The sequence below is a fragment of the Amaricoccus sp. genome (assembly GCF_047602525.1).
GTDB lineage: Bacteria > Pseudomonadota > Alphaproteobacteria > Rhodobacterales > Rhodobacteraceae > Amaricoccus.
On the sequence record NZ_JASGHB010000001.1, the window covers coordinates 809,577 to 824,580 of the forward strand.

At 69.0% G+C, this 15,004-nt stretch carries 15 protein-coding genes and 2 pseudogenes; 11 read left to right on the forward strand and 6 right to left on the reverse strand.

Annotation, left to right across the window (positions count from 1 at the left end; translation table 11 throughout):
• From QM699_RS04455 to QM699_RS04465, 3 genes are all read right to left on the reverse strand, one after another.
• Positions 1-1,500, reverse strand: coding sequence for a sugar ABC transporter ATP-binding protein (locus QM699_RS04455; protein WP_415009996.1), 1,500 nt, complete (start codon positions 1,498-1,500; stop codon positions 1-3).
• A gap of 54 nt (positions 1,501-1,554) precedes the next feature.
• The gene (locus tag QM699_RS04460; RefSeq protein ID WP_415009997.1) at positions 1,555-2,517 is read right to left on the reverse strand and encodes a sugar-binding protein; all 963 of its coding nucleotides are present in this window, start codon (positions 2,515-2,517) and stop codon (positions 1,555-1,557) included.
• Positions 2,518-2,894: 377 nt separating this feature from the next.
• The gene (locus QM699_RS04465) at positions 2,895-3,509 is read right to left on the reverse strand and encodes a cell wall hydrolase (RefSeq protein WP_415009998.1); all 615 of its coding nucleotides are present in this window, start codon (positions 3,507-3,509) and stop codon (positions 2,895-2,897) included.
• 295 nt (positions 3,510-3,804) lie between these two features.
• Here QM699_RS04465 and QM699_RS04470 point away from each other — a divergent pair, with 295 nt between their 5' ends.
• On the forward strand, positions 3,805-4,173 hold the full coding sequence (locus QM699_RS04470) for a VOC family protein (protein ID WP_415009999.1): 369 nt from the start codon (positions 3,805-3,807) through the stop codon (positions 4,171-4,173).
• Positions 4,174-4,178: 5 nt separating this feature from the next.
• Here QM699_RS04470 and QM699_RS04475 read toward each other — a convergent pair whose 3' ends face one another.
• A complete protein-coding gene (locus QM699_RS04475) occupies positions 4,179-4,628 on the reverse strand; it encodes an iron-sulfur cluster assembly scaffold protein (RefSeq protein ID WP_415010000.1) in 450 nt (149 codons plus the stop codon).
• Positions 4,629-4,706: 78 nt separating this feature from the next.
• Here QM699_RS04475 and hisI point away from each other — a divergent pair, with 78 nt between their 5' ends.
• Positions 4,707-5,066 carry a phosphoribosyl-AMP cyclohydrolase gene (gene hisI / locus QM699_RS04480; RefSeq protein WP_415010001.1) on the forward strand — a complete coding sequence of 120 codons (360 nt, stop codon included), beginning with the start codon at positions 4,707-4,709 and terminating at the stop codon, positions 5,064-5,066.
• Here the strand turns inward: hisI and gluQRS are convergent.
• Positions 5,063-5,885 (reverse strand): annotated as a pseudogene (gene gluQRS / locus QM699_RS04485) (tRNA glutamyl-Q(34) synthetase GluQRS). The gene hisI and the pseudogene gluQRS overlap by 4 nt on opposite strands.
• Positions 5,886-5,888: 3 nt before the next feature.
• Positions 5,889-6,098 carry a hypothetical protein gene (locus QM699_RS04490; RefSeq protein WP_415012695.1) on the reverse strand — a complete coding sequence of 70 codons (210 nt, stop codon included), beginning with the start codon at positions 6,096-6,098 and terminating at the stop codon, positions 5,889-5,891.
• 387 nt (positions 6,099-6,485) lie between these two features.
• Between QM699_RS04490 and QM699_RS04495 the strand changes: the two are divergent.
• The 9 genes and pseudogenes from QM699_RS04495 to nuoF all read left to right on the forward strand — a co-directional run.
• Positions 6,486-8,138, forward strand: a pseudogene (locus QM699_RS04495) (carbon starvation CstA family protein); the annotation flags it as partial.
• 333 nt (positions 8,139-8,471) lie between these two features.
• On the forward strand, positions 8,472-8,675 hold the full coding sequence (locus QM699_RS04500; RefSeq protein WP_415012696.1) for a YbdD/YjiX family protein: 204 nt from the start codon (positions 8,472-8,474) through the stop codon (positions 8,673-8,675).
• Positions 8,676-8,949: 274 nt separating this feature from the next.
• On the forward strand, positions 8,950-9,315 hold the full coding sequence (locus QM699_RS04505) for an NADH-quinone oxidoreductase subunit A (protein WP_415010002.1): 366 nt from the start codon (positions 8,950-8,952) through the stop codon (positions 9,313-9,315).
• Entirely contained in the window at positions 9,306-9,914 is a 609-nt protein-coding gene (locus QM699_RS04510) for a NuoB/complex I 20 kDa subunit family protein (RefSeq protein WP_415010003.1), read from the forward strand. Before QM699_RS04505 ends, QM699_RS04510 begins: the two co-directional genes overlap by 10 nt.
• A 45-nt stretch (positions 9,915-9,959) precedes the next feature.
• Positions 9,960-10,568, forward strand: coding sequence for an NADH-quinone oxidoreductase subunit C (locus QM699_RS04515; protein WP_415010004.1), 609 nt, complete (start codon positions 9,960-9,962; stop codon positions 10,566-10,568).
• A complete protein-coding gene (locus QM699_RS04520; RefSeq protein ID WP_415010005.1) occupies positions 10,565-11,779 on the forward strand; it encodes an NADH-quinone oxidoreductase subunit D in 1,215 nt (404 codons plus the stop codon). Before QM699_RS04515 ends, QM699_RS04520 begins: the two co-directional genes overlap by 4 nt.
• On the forward strand, positions 11,779-12,825 hold the full coding sequence (gene nuoE, locus QM699_RS04525) for an NADH-quinone oxidoreductase subunit NuoE (RefSeq protein WP_415010006.1): 1,047 nt from the start codon (positions 11,779-11,781) through the stop codon (positions 12,823-12,825). The genes QM699_RS04520 and nuoE overlap by 1 nt, the downstream gene beginning before the upstream one ends.
• A gap of 18 nt (positions 12,826-12,843) precedes the next feature.
• On the forward strand, positions 12,844-13,512 hold the full coding sequence (locus QM699_RS04530) for an NADH:ubiquinone oxidoreductase (protein WP_415010007.1): 669 nt from the start codon (positions 12,844-12,846) through the stop codon (positions 13,510-13,512).
• Between the two features lie 83 nt (positions 13,513-13,595).
• Positions 13,596-14,891, forward strand: coding sequence for an NADH-quinone oxidoreductase subunit NuoF (gene nuoF, locus QM699_RS04535; protein ID WP_415010008.1), 1,296 nt, complete (start codon positions 13,596-13,598; stop codon positions 14,889-14,891).
• Positions 14,892-15,004: the final 113 nt, after the last annotated feature.

Sequence of the window (15,004 nt, forward strand, 5' to 3'; positions counted from 1 at the left end):
CTAGTCCTCGCCCACGGCCAGCTCGAGCACCTTGTGCTCGGAGAAATCCTTGCGCTCGAGGATGCCGGCGACGGCGCCCTCGTGCATGACGGCGATCCGGTCGGAAACGCCGATCACCTCTTCCATGTCGCTCGAGATCATGAGCACGGCGACGCCGGCGTCGGCGAGGCCGCGCATCATGTCGTAGATTTCGCGCTTCGCGCCCACGTCGATGCCGCGCGTCGGCTCGTCGAAGATGAGCGCGCGCGGCTGCATCGCGAGCCACTTCGAGAGCACCACCTTCTGCTGGTTGCCGCCCGAGAGCGTGCCGACGTTGGTGAAGATCGACGGCGCGCGGATGCCGAGCCGCTGGCGCTCGGCCTCGGCCATCGCCCGCTCGGCCGGGCGGCGGATGATGCCGAAGCGGGCGAGGGCGCCGACCTGCGGCAGCGTGACGTTGTCCTTGATCGGCAGGTCGAGGATGACGCCCGCCGCCTTGCGGTCCTCCGGCACCAGGTAGATCCCGGCGGCGATGGCGTCGCGCGGCGAGGCGAGGGCGACGGGGCGGCCGTCGAGCCGGATCTCGCCGGCCTTGGCCCTGTCGATGCCGAAGAGCGCGCGGGCGAGTTCGGTCCGGCCGGCGCCGATCAGCCCGGCGAGGCCGAGGATTTCGCCGCGGCGCACTTCGAGGTCGACCGACTGGGTGGGGTAGGTGGCGGTCGTCACGCCGCGCGCCTCGAGCACCGGCGGGCCCGGCGGGGCGGCCGGCGGGCGGTAGATCGCCTTGAGGTCGCGGCCGATCATCAGGCGGATCATCGCGGGCGGGGAGATCTCCTCGCGCGAGAGGTGGCCGGCGATGCGGCCATCGCGCAGGCCGACCACCCGGTCGGCGCACGCCTTCACCTCGTCGAGGCGGTGCGAGATGAAGATGACGCTGACACCCGACGCCTTGAGGTCGGCGACGACGTTGAGCAATCGGTCGGTCTCGGTCAGCGTGAGGCTGGAGGTCGGCTCGTCCATGATGACGAGGCGCGAGTCGAGCGACAGCGCCTTGGCGATCTCGACGAGCTGCTGCTGCGCCAGCGACAGGCCGGCGACCGGCGTCTCGGGGGCGAAGTCGACGCCCAGCCGCGCGAAGAGCGGCCGGACGGCCGCGTGGAGCCGCGCCCGGTCGACGAGTTTCAGCGGCCCGCCCTTCAGCGGCTCGCGGCCGATGAAGACGTTCGACGCCGCGTCGAGGTTGTCGAAGAGGTTCAGCTCCTGATGCACGAAGGCGATGCCGGCCGCGATGGCGTCCGGGACGGTCATCGACTCGCGCTCCACGCCGTCGACGCGGAGCCTGCCGGCGCTCGGCGCGATCACCCCGCCGAGGATCTTCATCAGCGTCGACTTGCCGGCGCCGTTCTCTCCGACGAGGCCGATCACCTCGCCGGGGTGGATGGCGAGGCTCACGTCATCGAGGGCGACGACCCCGGGGTAGGTCCTGGAGACCCCGACCAGCTCGAGAAACGGCTTTGTCATGTCATGCAAGCGGCCCCGCACGAGGGGGCGGGGCCGCGCTGTCCTCCGTCCGGCTCAGCTGGCCGATGCCGAGGCGATCTTCGCCTTCAGGTCCGCCTGGAATGCGTCGACGTTCGACTTGTTCACCACCTTGGTCGGGATGATGATGAGCTTGTCGTCCGGGATGCCGGACTTGTCGCCCTTCAGGTAGGCGGCCATCAGCTTCATGCCCTGATAGCCCCACTCGAACGGCTGCTGCACGATCGTCGAGACGAACGAGCCCTCCTTCACCGCGCCGAGCGTCACCGGGTCCTCGTCGAAGGCGACGACGGTGATGGCGCCGAGCTTGCCGGCGGCCTGCAGCGCCTCGTAGATCTTCGGCGAGTTGTAGGAGTAGAAGCCGACCATGCAGGTGATGTCCGGGTTCGCCGCCAGCACGTCGTCGACGTTGGAGCGGGCACGGGCGAAGTCCACGTCGTCGCCGCGCACGTCGACCAGCGTCACCTTCGACCCCTCGACCGCCTTGCGGAAGCCCTCGATGCGCTCGCGGGCGTTGTCGGCGCCGAGGTAGCCGACGAAGCCCATGCACTTGCCGCCGCCGGGCAGCGCCGCGACCATCTCCTTGCCCGCCTGCTCGCCGGCCTCGGTGTTCGACGACCCGAGATAGGCGATGCGGTTCGACTGCGGCGCGTCGGAGTCGGTGGTGAAGAGCGGGATCTGCGCGGCGATGCGGTTGAAGGAATCGGTCGAGGTCTTCGGGTCGACCGACGAGATCATGATCGCGTCGGTGCCGGCCGCCACGAGGTCGTCCATCAGGGCGTTCTGCGCCGCGGCGGTGCCGGTCGCGGGATAGCGCAGTTCCATGTCGTAGTCGGGCATCTCGGCGTTCGCCTTCTTGATGCCGGCCTCGGCCAGCTTCCAGAAGTCCGAGGCGGCATTCACCACGAACGAGAGCTTCGGCTTCTCCTCCGCCTGCGCGGTGAAGCCCGCGCCCACGGCGAACGATGCGGCGACGGCCGCCATCACGATGCGATTCATGTGTCCAACCTCCCTTTTGCTCCGAGCCCGCGATGCAGTCGGCTCGGCGGCCGGCCCCTTTTGGGGCGTGCGGCGGTCTTCATGCTAATATCAACCGCGGCCATCCGGCAACGCATATGAAACTTGGTCTTAACAACACGGTAATTCCGCCGATGCGCCGAAGTGCGCAGGCTGCGCATCAAAGTTCCGGACGGAAGACGGCGTCCGCGATCTGCCACGGCAACCGGGAAATCGCACTGGGGGTTCCCGGCCGCGATTGCGTCGCCGGACGGCAGAAAAGCAGGCCGGGCTACAAATCGCCGGTCCAGCCGACAGGGAGGCGGCCGCGCTGCGGGAAATCGCGAAGGCGGTCTTCAGGAGATGAAGGTCTTACACCTTCAGCGGTAGAACACGTTCCCGCCGAAGACGCCGAGCTTCTTGCGCCCGCCGAAGCCGCCCTTGGCCTTGGCCGAGTGGAAATAGAGCGCGCCGTTGGTGATGTCCGGCGCGCCGTCGAGCACGGCCTGGGCCACCTGATAGGCGCGGGCGCGCGCCGTCTTGTCGGCCAGCACGTCGGATCGGCCGTCGCAGCGATACGAGAACTGGCAGCCGTCGTGGACGACGCCGCAGACGGACCCGGGGAAGGCCTTGGCGTTCGATCGGTTCACCACCACATGTGCAACGGCGCGCTCGCCGGCGGTGCCGGTGCCGCGCGCCTCGAAATAGACCGCCTCCGCCAGACAGGCGAGATCGCCGGTCTGCCGGGACACGGCCGGACGAACGACGTCGTCCTTGTCGAGTCCGGGGCCGTCTTCGGCACGCGAGACTTGCTCGGGGCGGGCAACCGGGCGTCCGGCGGCGGCGGCCGCGCCAACCGGAGCGAGCGCGGCGATCTCCGTCGCGACCGCCTCGGGCATCAGGTGCGTCAGGGAGCTGACGACCATCGTCGCGGGTGCATTGGCGAGGGCGAGCAATGCGACGATGCCAAGGGCGGTGCGCGCTGTAATTCCCAACGGTGCAGGTCCGGAACTGTTACGGGTCTGGACCTGTGGCACGCGACCGGGCCTGCTTGCCACACATTTATGCTGCATAGGCGAAATCCCGCCGATCTGCCCCCCGGTTGCGGGGCGTCGCGGGAGCCGCTTCGAGGGTGGTTCGAACTCGGTTTAACTTGTTGTCGAAACCGAATATTTCTCTGTCGACGGCGGCCGTTGCTGCGGGGGATTTCTGCCGTTGCCGGGGCGTGGCGTCGCCCGTACGGTCCAACGTTTCCGCGCCGGACCCGCCACACCAGAGGAGGAAGACCCGATGCACCGCAGCCAACTCGCCGGGTTCATCATCGACTGCCGCACCGACGATCTCGAGGCCGCCGCCAGCTTCTGGTCCGCCGTTTTCGGTGACGACGAGCCGCCGGAGAAGCGCGATACCTACGTGAGGCTGCAGCCGCAGGCCGGGCTCAACACCGAGGTGCAGATCGTCGACCACCCGTCGCGCGTGCACCTCGACATCGAGAGCGACGACATCGAGGCGGAGGTGGCGCGGCTGGAGGCGCTCGGTGCCACGCGCGTCGCCGACATCAAGACCTGGGTGGTGATGGAGGCCCCGACCGGCCATCGGTTCTGCGTGATCCGGGCGCAGACGGCCGACTTCGAGGCCAAGGCGCGAACCTGGGAGTGAGGAGGCTACGCGGCCGCGAGCGCCTCGTCGAGGGCCGCCAGCGTCGCGTCCCAGGCGAGCAGGATCGAGGCATGGCGGTTGCGATAGTCCCGCGCCGGCTCCAGCACGGCCAGCCCGTCGAAGGGCGCGCCGGGCACCGGGCCGCCGGCCTTGAGCATCGCGGCGAGCCCGTCGCGCGCCAGCGCGATCTCGGCCCGGCTCGCCCCGACCACATGCCGCCCGAGCACCGCGGCCGAGGCCTGCCCGAGCGCGCACGCCTTCACGTCCTGACGAAAGTCGGCGATGCGGCCGTCGGCGCCGAGCACGAGGTCGACCGTCACCGTCGAGCCGCAGAGCGGCGAGCGGCGCTTGGCGCTGACCTGCGGGCGCTCGAGCCGGCCGCTGAGGGGAATGTCGGCGGCGAGCGCCAGGATGCGCTGGGAATAGAGTCGGATCATCTCCTCGTCGCCCGCCATTCCCGCCCGTCCCTTTGCATTTCCCCCACGGCGCCATAGATAGGCCGCCGATCCTGCGCCGGAAAGGGAGAGTGACGCGTGCCCGCCTTCGACATCGCCAGCATCGGCTTCGATGCCCGCGGCCTTGTCCCCGCCATCGCCCAGTCGCGCGAGGGCGAGGTGCTCATGCTCGCGTGGATGAACGCCGAGAGCCTCGCTGAGACACTCGCGACTGGTCAGGTCACGTACTGGTCGCGCTCGCGCGCGGCGCTCTGGCGCAAGGGCGAGACGTCCGGGCACGTGCAGCGGCTGGTCGAGCTGCGCATCGACTGCGACCGCGACTGCCTGCTTCTCATCGTCGATCAGGCAGGGCCGGCGTGCCATACCAACCGCCGCAGCTGTTTCTACACCGCGGTTCAGGCGGGCGAGGAGGTCGTGCTCTCCGAGCCGATCGCCTAGAGTCCGACCATCCGCCGGATATCCGCCGGACTCGCGCCCTCGGCCCGCAGGCTCGCCAGCGCCCGCGCGTCGTCGCGCTTGGCGAGGCGCCGGCCGTCCCCATCCCGAATCAGCCGGTGATGGTGCCAGAGCGGCACGGGCAGGTGCAGCAGCGCCTGCAGCAGGCGGTGCAGCGGCGTCGCGTCGAGGAGGTCGGCGCCGCGCACCACGTGGCTGATCCCCTGCGCCGCGTCGTCGACAACGACGGCGAGGTGATAGGCCGCGCCGATGTCCCTGCGCGCGAGCACCACGTCGCCGAGCGGGGCGAGGGCCGCGGCATCGACCGGGTGCCGGCCCGGGGCGCACGGGCCGGTCTCGGTCCAGTCGAGCGGCCCGGCCGCGGCGAGGGCGGCGGTGACGTCGAGCCGGGCTGCGTCACCGGGTCGCATCTCGGCCATCGGCCGGCCGCGGCAGGTGCCGGGGTAGCCCGGCGCCGGCGCACCCTCCTGCGGCGCGGCCGCGGCGGCGCGGATGTCGGCGCGGGTGCAGCGGCAGGGGTAGACGAGGCCCGCCGCCGCGAGCCGGTCGAGGGCGGCGGCGTAGGCCGCGAGGTTCGCCGACTGCCGCAGCACGGGCTCGGGCCAGCGCAGGCCGAGCCACCGCAGGTCATCGACCAGCGCCGCCTCGAAGGCCGGGCGCGCGCGCGTGCCGTCGAGATCCTCGATGCGGAGCAGGAACGTGCCGCCGGCGGCACGCGCCAGAATCCCACGCGGTGAGCGCGGAGAACGCGTGCCCGAGGTGCAGGAGGCCGGTGGGCGAGGGGGCGAAGCGGGTCCGCAGGGGTCAGTCGCGCCGCTCGAGCCGACGCACCCGCCGCTCCTCGCCGCCCTGGTAGATCAGGATCCAGGCCAGGGCGATGAACATCGGGTGGGTGAGCCCGCCGGAAAAGAAGATCGCGGGAATCCAGATCAGGAACGTCAGGATCGCCACGAACGGGCGACCGGCGATCAGGATCGAGAGCGGCGGCAGGAAGAGGGCGAGGACATAGTTCATGGCGGTGAGGACGTAGGAGCCGACACGCCCGCGCGCAAGATCCGCGCCCCAAGGGATCGCGCGCCCGGCCACGCTGAACACGCTTGCGCGAGCAGATCGCGGCGGCCAATAGTAGCCGTGAGTGAGAACGTCCGGGGGGTATCTTCGCCTGTGCGGACCCGGGTGCTCGTCTCTCCGCCGCCCCGGGCGCGCTGGCCCTGGCGGCTCAGGCATAGGCCGGCGCGTGAACGCCGGCGCGAAGGGGGAAGGTCAGACATGGCGAATACAGCGGCGCCGCGGCGCTACGCACTCGATCACTGGATCGTCTGGGCGCTCGTGGCGGTATTGGGGGCGGTCGGGCTTGCGCAGGTGTCGATCGCGCGCGGCGAGCACGTGAACGCGCTCTGGATGGTCGTGGCGTCGGTGTCGGTCTACCTGATCGCCTACCGATACTACAGCCTGTTCATCGCGCGCCGCGTGATGCAGCTCGACGCCACGCGCCCGACGCCGGCGCATCGCTTCAACGACGGCCTCGACTACGTTCCGACCAACAAGTACGTGCTCTTCGGCCATCATTTCGCGGCGATTGCCGGGGCCGGGCCGCTGGTCGGGCCGGTGCTGGCGGCGCAGATGGGCTATCTGCCCGGGATGATCTGGATCCTCGCGGGCGTGGTGATGGCCGGCGCGGTGCAGGACTTCATGGTGCTGTTCGTGTCGATGCGGCGCGACGGGCGCTCGCTCGGCGATCTGGTGCGCTCGGAACTCGGGCCGGTGCCCGGGCTGATCGCGCTGGTCGGCACGTTCCTCATCATGATCATCATCCTCGCGGTGCTGGCGCTCATCGTGGTGAAGGCCCTCGCCGGCAGCCCGTGGGGCATGTTCACCGTGTCGATGACCATCCCGATCGCCGTCGCGATGGGCGTCTACATGCGCTACATCCGCCCCGGTGCGGTGGGCGAGGCGTCGATCGCCGGATTCGTCGCCCTGATGCTCGCCATCATCTTCGGCGCCAACGTCGCGTCGAGCCCGACCTGGGCGCCGATGTTCACCTTCACCCCGACGCAGCTCTGCTGGCTCTTGATCGGCTATGGCTTCGTCGCGGCGACGCTGCCGGTCTGGCTGGTGCTGGCGCCGCGCGACTATCTCTCGACGTTCCTCAAGATCGGCGCCATCGCCGGCCTCGCGCTCGGCATCGTCTTCGTCGCGCCTGATCTGCGGATGCCGGCCGTCACCCGCTTCATCGACGGCACCGGCCCGGTGTGGTCGGGGACGCTGTTCCCGTTCCTGTTCATCACCATCGCCTGCGGCGCGGTCTCGGGCTTTCACGCGCTGATCTCGTCCGGCACCACGCCGAAGCTCATCGACAACGAGGTCCACGCCCGCTTCATCGGCTTCGGCGGCATGCTGATGGAAAGCTTCGTGGCGATGATGGCGCTGGTCGCGGCGTCGATCATCGACCCGGGCGTCTACTTCACGATGAACAGCCCCGCGGCGGTCATCGGCACCACGCCGGAGAGCGCGGCGGCGAAGGTCTCGGAGTGGGGCTTCCCCATCACGCCCGAGACGATCACCGAGACGGCCACCCACGTGGGCGAAACGACGATCATCTCGCGCGCCGGCGGCGCGCCGACACTGGCGGTCGGCATGGCGCAGATCTTCTCGCACGTGATCGGCGGCAAGGCGATGATGGCGTTCTGGTATCACTTCGCCATCCTGTTCGAGGCGCTGTTCATCCTGACCGCGGTCGACGCCGGAACGCGGGCCGGGCGCTTCATGCTGCAGGACCTGCTGGGCGTCTTCATGCCGGCGATGCGCAAGACATCGTCGCTCGGGGGCAACGTCGTCGCGACCGGCCTCTGCGTCACGGCCTGGGGGTTCTTCCTCTACCAGGGCGTCACCGACCCGCTCGGCGGCGTGAACACCCTCTGGCCGCTCTTCGGCATCGCGAACCAGATGCTTGCGGCGATCGCGCTGATGCTCTGCACCGTGGTGCTCTTCAAGATGAAGCGCGAGCGCTATGCCTTCGTCACGATGGTTCCCGCCACGCTGCTGGTGGTCGTCACCCTGACGGCGGGGCTGCTGAAGGTGTTCTCCAGCAACCCGGCCGTCGGCTTTCTCGCCCATGCCGGGAAGTACCGCGCGGCGGCGGCTTCGGGCGAGGTGCTGGCGCCGGCAAAGGACATCGGACAGATGGGCCAGATCGTCTTCAACGACATGGTGGACGCCACGATGGCGTTCGTCTTCGTCGCGCTGGTCGTCAGCATGATCTTCTTCAGCGTACGCGCCTGCCTGCAGGCGTATCGCGCCCGCGGCTGGACGGCGCGCGAGCTTCCCGAAATCCCTGAACGGCCCCCACGCCGTTCCCGCGGAGTGAAGCCCATGCAGCAGAAGACGATGACGGGAACCCTCGCCGCCTGCGGCCGGCGGCTGCGGGAGGGGGCGCGGCTGATGATCGGCGTGCCGGACTACGACACCTACGTCGCCCACCGGCGCGCGGCGCATCCCGGCGAGCCGGTGATGACCTATGCCGAGTTCTTCCGCGAGCGGCAGTCGGCCCGCTACGGCGAGGGCTCGACCCGCGGCTTCCGCTGCTGCTGAGGCGGCGCGGGCACCTTGTGGGCGGGCCGCGACCCTGCGGCCCGCCCGTTGCGGCCGGCTGCCCGAATCCTGCCGCGCCGGCGGGGCAATCGGGGCGCGGATCGGGGGCCGTGGACGGCTTGCGCCGCCCCGGAAATCTCTCCAAAGTCGGACGTGCCGCCGGCGCCCGCTCGGTTGACGTTGTGCGTTGCGGCAGATAAGCCTCGCTGCGGGTCGGGGGTCCGACAAGGCAGCCCCCGTGTCGAATTGCTCTTGAGTCAGAGGGAGTGCGGAGTTGGACGATCTGCTTCGCGAGTACCTGCCGGTCCTGATCTTTCTCGCCCTCGCCATCGTGCTCGGGCTGGTGCTCCTGCTCGCGGCTGCGGTCGCGGCGATCTCCAATCCGGACCCGGAAAAGATCTCGGCCTACGAATGCGGCTTCAACGCCTTCGACGACGCGCGGATGAAGTTCGACGTGCGGTTCTACCTCGTGTCGATCCTGTTCATCATCTTCGACCTCGAGGTCGCGTTCCTGTTCCCCTGGGCGGTGGCATTCCAGCACATCGGTCCCTTCGGGTTCTGGTCGATGATCGTGTTCCTCGGCGTGCTGACCATCGGTTTCGCCTACGAATGGAAGAAGGGGGCTCTCGAATGGGAGTGACGCCCGGGGTGCAGAACACCCAGTCCCAGACCGACATCGCCGGCCTCGGCGTCGTCGAGCCCGCTGCCGGCCGGCCGCTGACCCTGTTCGAGCCCGGAAGCGACCCGGACGCGAACAGCCAGGTGCTGAGCGCCGAGCTTGCCGACCGCGGCTTTCTCGTCACCTCGACGGCGGCGGCGATCAACTGGGCGCGCACCGGCTCGCTGCACTGGATGACCTTCGGCCTCGCCTGCTGCGCGGTCGAGATGATGCACGTCGCGATGCCGCGCTATGACGTGGAGCGCTTCGGCACGGCGCCGCGCGCTTCCCCGCGCCAGTCGGACCTGATGATCGTCGCCGGTACGCTGACGAACAAGATGGCCCCGGCGCTGCGCAAGGTCTACGACCAGATGCCGGAGCCGCGGTACGTCATTTCCATGGGCTCCTGCGCCAACGGCGGCGGCTATTACCACTTCAGCTATTCGGTGGTGCGCGGCTGCGACCGCATCGTGCCCGTGGACATCTACGTTCCGGGCTGCCCGCCGACGGCCGAGGCGCTGCTCTACGGCATCCTGCAACTGCAACGGAAGATCCGCCGCACCGGCACCATCGTCCGCTAGACCGGCGGACCGATCGGCCAGCCAGCTGCGAGCCAGAGGATAGAGATGGACACGACCGCGCTTCAGGAGCTTGGCGAGGCGATCGGCACGCGGCGCGACGGCGCGGTCATCGGCAGCGCGGTGGCCCATGGCGAGCTGACCGTCGAGGTGGCCGCGAGCACGCTGCCCGACTTCATCGCCTGGCTGAAGACCGACAGCACCTGCCGCTTCACCACGCTCATCGACATCACCGCCGTCGACTGGCCCTCGCGCGAGCGGCGCTTCGACGTCGTCTATCATTTCCTGTCGATGCACCTGAACCAGCGCATCCGCGTGAAGGCCGAGGTGCGCGAGGACGAGCTGGTGCCCTCGATCGTTTCGGTGCATCCGAGCGCGGAGTGGTACGAGCGCGAAGTCTTCGACATGTACGGGATCCTGTTCTCGGGCCACCCGGACCTGCGGCGAATCCTGACCGACTACGGCTTCCGCGGCCATCCGCTGCGCAAGGACTTCCCCACGACCGGCTACGTCGAGCTGCGCTATGACGAAGACGCGAAGCGGGTGGTCTACGAGCCGGTGAAGCTGACGCAGGAATACCGCCAGTTCGACTTCATGAGCCCGTGGGAGGGTGCGGAATACATCCTGCCCGGTGACGAGAAGAAGGCGCCGAAATGATGGACGGCAACGGCCACGACATGCTCGCCGGCGAGCAGAAGATCCGCAACTTCAACATCAATTTCGGGCCGCAGCATCCGGCGGCCCACGGCGTGCTGCGTCTGGTGCTCGAACTCGACGGCGAGATCGTCGAGCGCTGCGACCCGCACATCGGGCTGCTGCACCGCGGCACCGAGAAGCTGATGGAGAGCCGCACCTACCTGCAGAACCTGCCGTACCTCGACCGGCTGGACTACGTGGCGCCGATGAACCAGGAACATGCCTGGTGCCTCGCCATCGAGAAGCTGACCGAGACGGAGATCACCCGGCGGGCCTCGCTCATCCGGGTGCTGTTCAGCGAGATCGGCCGGATCCTGAACCACCTGCTGAACGTCACCACGCAGGCCATGGACGTCGGCGCGCTCACGCCGCCGCTCTGGGGCTTCGAGGAGCGCGAGAAGCTCATGGTGTTCTACGAGCGCGCCTGCGGGGCGCGGCTCCATGCCGCCTACTTCCGGCCGGGCGGCGTGCACCAGGACATGCCGCAGGATCTGATCGACGACATCGTCACCTGGGCGCGGGCCTTCCCGCAGGTGCTCGACGACATCGAGACGCTCATCACCGAGAACCGCATCTTCAAGCAGCGCAACGTCGACATCGCCGTCGTCAGCCAGGAGGAAGCCCAGATGCTCGGCTTCTCGGGCGTCATGGTGCGCGGCTCCGGCATCGCGTGGGACCTGCGGCGCTCGCAGCCCTACGAGTGCTACGACGAGTTCGACTTCCAGATTCCGCTCGGCAAGAACGGCGACTGCTACGACCGCTATCTCTGCCGGATGTGGGAGATGCGGGAGTCGGTGAAGCTCGTCCTGCAGGCGTGCGAAAAGCTCGACGGATGTCGCGGCGAGGACGTGCTGACCCGCGGCAAGATCACCCCGCCGCGCCGCGGCGAGATGAAGACCTCGATGGAGTCGCTGATCCATCACTTCAAGCTCTACACCGAGGGCTTCCACGTGCCCGCCGGCGAGGTCTACGCCGCGGTGGAGGCGCCGAAGGGCGAGTTCGGCGTCTATCTGGTCTCCGACGGCACCAACAAGCCCTACAAGGTCAAGCTTCGCGCCCCGGGCTACCCCCACCTCGCGGCGATGGACTACCTCTGCCGCGGCCACATGCTCGCCGACGTCTCCGCCGCGCTCGGCTCCCTCGACATCGTGTTCGGAGAGGTCGACCGCTGATGCTTCGCCGCCTGTACCATGAGCAGCCCGAGAGCTTTGCCTTCACCCCGGCAAACCTCGCGTGGGCGCAGAGCATCATCGCGAAGTACCCCGAGGGGCGGCAGGCGAGCGCGGTGATCCCGCTGCTCTGGCGGGCGCAGGAGCAGGAAGGCTGGGTCACGAAGCCGGCGATCGAGGAGATCGGCCGGATGCTGGGCATGGCCTATATCCGCGTGCTCGAGGTCGCGACCTTCTACTTCATGTTCCAGCTGCAGCCGACCGGATCGGTGGCGGTGGTGCAGGTCTGCGGCACGACGACCTGTATGCTCTGCGGCTCCGGCGACCTGATCCGGGTCTGCAAGGAAAAGATCGCCGCGCATCCGCACGAGATCTCGGCGGACGGCAAGCTCTGCTGGGAAGAGGTCGAGTGTCTCGGCGCCTGCTCGAACGCGCCGATGGCGCAGATCGGCAAGGATTTCTACGAAGATCTCACGCCGGAGCGGTTTGGCGAGATCATCGACGCGCTGAGGGCCGGCGAGGTGCCGCGCCCGGGGCCGCAGAACGGGCGGTTCTCGTCGGAGCCGCTGGGCGGGCCGGTGGCGCTGGCCGAGGGGCATCGCGATCTCGACATGAACGCATCGGTGACGCTGGCGACGCGCATCGGCGACACGGTGAAGCGGATCACCGGGGACGAGCCGGCGGCCCGCACGGCGATTGCCGGCGTCGGCCTGCGGCCGCGGATCAGCCCCACCGCCGAGAGCGCGCCGACCCCGGACGTGGCGCAGGTGGCGCCGCAGACGCTGGCGGCGCCGATTGGCGAAGGGGCGGACGATCTCAAGCTCATCAAGGGCATCGGCCCCGAGCTCGAGCGGATGCTGAACGGCCTCGGGTTCCACCACTTCGCGCAGCTCGGCTCGTGGACGCCGGAGCAGGTCGCCTGGGTCGACGCGCACCTTGAGGGCTTCCACGGCCGGATCGAGCGCGAGGGCTGGGTCGAGCAGGCGAGGCAACTCGCCGAGGAAGGCGAAACGCCGCATTCGGACAAGAAGATCCAGCGGGACGAGTAAGCCCAAGGGGAGGACAGGATGGCGACGGTGTCGGAGAAGGACGGAATGTTCTGGTCGCTGGTGGCCTGGGGCGGCGGCGTGGTCGCGTTCCTCGTGGTCTATGTGGTGACCAGGTCGCTTTTCGGCGGGACCGCGCCGGACGGCCTCGTCTTTGCTGCGGTGGCGTTCATCGTGGTCGCCTCGGTCCTGACGGCGCGCCTTGGGCCGAGGGACGCCGATCCGGTGGTGCCCCATGCCGCACCCGTCGCCGCGCCGCGCCCCGCGGTAATGGCATCGGTCGCGGCGCCCGTGGCGGCTGCGCCGGTGGTGCAGCCGGTCGAGGGACACAGCGAGCGGGTGAGCGAGGCGGCGCGGGAAGCGGCGCGGCTCGCGGCGGACCTCGATGCGCCCGTGGCGACGCCGACGCGGCCGGAGCGGATGGACGCGCCGCGCGACGGCACGCCGGACAACCTGAAGAAGATCAAGGGGGTCGGGCCGAAGCTCGAAGAGCTGCTGCACAAGCTCGGCTACTACCACTTCGACCAGATCGCCACGTGGACGCCCGAGGAAATCGCCTGGGTCGACACCAACATCGAGGACTTTCCCGGTCGCGCGACGCGGGACGACTGGGTTGGCCAGTCGAAGGTCCTGATGGCGGGCGGAACGACGGAATTCTCGCAGCGGGTGGACCGCGGCGAGGTCTACTGACGACGGACGCGGGGTGGCGGCATCGCCCCCCCGGCACCTGAAACGAAGCCCCGGCGAGAGCCGGGCACGGAGGCACCGGACGCATGCTCGCGGACAAGGATCGGATTTTCACGAACATCTACGGCATGTTCGACCGGAGCCTCAAAGGCGCCCAGGCCCGTGGGCATTGGGACAACACGGCCGAGATCCTGGGCCGGGGGCGCGACAAGATCGTCGAGGAGATGAAGGCGTCGGGCCTGCGCGGTCGGGGCGGCGCGGGCTTTCCGACCGGGCTCAAGTGGTCGTTCATGCCCAAGGGCAGCGACGGACGGCCGCACTATCTCGTCGTGAACGCCGATGAATCCGAGCCGGCGACCTGCAAGGATCGCGAGATCATGCGGCACGACCCGCACACCCTGATCGAGGGGTGCCTGGTCGCCGGGTTCGCGATGGGGGCGCATACCGCCTGGATCTATATCCGCGGCGAGTTCATCCGCGAGCGCGAGTCGCTGCAGGTGGCCATCGACGAATGCTATGACGCGGGGCTTCTGGGGCCGAACGCCTGCGGTTCGGGATGGGACTTCGACGTCAAGCTGCATCATGGCGCCGGCGCGTACATCTGCGGTGAGGAAACCGCGCTGCTGGAGAGCCTGGAGGGGCGCAAGGGAATGCCGCGGCTGAAGCCGCCTTTCCCCGCGAATACCGGGCTTTACGGCTGCCCGACCACCGTCAACAACGTGGAGTCGATCGCCGTCGCCCCGACGATCCTGCGGCGCGGCCCGGCGTGGTTCGCCGGCTTCGGGCGGCCGAACAACTCCGGGGTGAAGCTGTTCGGGCTGACCGGGCACATCAACACGCCCTGCGTCGTCGAGGAGAGCATGTCGATCTCGATGAAGGAACTCATCGAGAAGCATGGCGGCGGCGTGCGGGGCGGGTGGAAGAACCTGAAGGCGGTCATCCCGGGTGGCGCGTCGTGCCCGATCCTGCCGGCGGATCTGTGCGAAACGGCGATCATGGACTACGACGGGATGCGCGAGCTGAAGTCGAGCTTCGGCACCGCCTGCATGATCGTGATGGACCAGTCGACCGACGTCATCAAGGCAATCTGGCGATTGTCCAAGTTTTTCAAGCACGAAAGCTGCGGCCAGTGCACGCCCTGCCGCGAGGGGACCGGCTGGATGATGCGGGTCATGGACCGGCTCGTCACCGGCGACGCGGAGCCCGAAGAGATCGACATGCTGCTCGACGTGACGAAGCAGGTCGAGGGACACACGATCTGCGCGCTCGGCGATGCGGCGGCGTGGCCGATCCAGGGGCTGATCCGGCACTATCGCAACGAGATCGAGGATCGGATCAAGGCGAAGCGGACCGGGCGGGTCAGTGCCGTGGCGGCCGAGTGAACATGCCGCGGCAACCCCGGTTGACGCGGCAATCGACGATGAACAGCGCATGCGCGGGGCATGCACAACCCATGCGCGGCTCCCTTACGGCCGGGCAGCGGGTCAACGGGGTT